The 691-nt window shown below is 58.9% G+C and carries 2 rRNA genes; both read right to left on the bottom strand.

Features of this window, described 5'->3' with window-relative positions:
• Positions 1-8 precede the first annotated feature (8 nt).
• Positions 9-123: ribosomal RNA gene (gene rrf, locus A5698_RS05460) — 5S ribosomal RNA — on the bottom strand.
• A 107-nt stretch (positions 124-230) separates the two neighbouring features.
• Positions 231-691: ribosomal RNA gene (locus A5698_RS05455) — 23S ribosomal RNA — on the bottom strand; the annotation flags it as partial.

The following is a 691-nucleotide window of genomic DNA, read 5'->3' as shown; positions in this document are numbered from 1 at the left end:
TAATTTGTGTTCGGCGGTGTCCTACTTTTCCGCCCGTGTGGGGCAGTATCATTGGCGCTGGCAGGCTTAGCTTCCGGGTTCGGGATGGGTCCGGGCGTTTCCCTGCCGCTATTGACCGCCGTAACTCTATTCACTTTTTGTAGTGTCCCCCGGTGTGTGGGGGTGGGTGTGTTTTGGTGGTGGGGTGTGTTGCGTGTGGTTGGTACGCGTGGATGGGTGTGGTTGCGAGTGTGTGTAAGTTTTCGGCCGGTTAGTGCCAGTTCCCTGAACCCATTGCTGGGCGTGTAGGTCTGGTCTATCGATCCCGTGGTCTGCGGGGGGCCTTATCCCACTGAAATGGGTGAGAAGCCTGGTCTTGGAGGGGGTTTCCCGCTTAGATGCTTTCAGCGGTTATCCTGTCCGAACGTGGCTATCCAGCGGTGCCCCTGGTGGGACAACTGGTGTACCAGAGGTTCGTCCGTCCCGGTCCTCTCGTACTAGGGACAGGTTTCCTCAAGCTTCTGACGCGCGCGGCGGATAGAGACCGAACTGTCTCACGACGTTCTAAACCCAGCTCGCGTGCCGCTTTAATGGGCGAACAGCCCAACCCTTGGGACCTGCTCCAGCCCCAGGATGCGACGAGCCGACATCGAGGTGCCAAACCATCCCGTCGATATGGACTCTTGGGGAAGATCAGCCTGTTATCCCCGGG

The organism is Mycobacterium sp. E136 (genome assembly GCF_001666865.1).
Lineage (GTDB): Bacteria > Actinomycetota > Actinomycetes > Mycobacteriales > Mycobacteriaceae > Mycobacterium.
The sequence above is the reverse complement of the archived record's forward strand: the minus strand, read 5'-3'. Positions and strand labels throughout refer to the sequence as shown.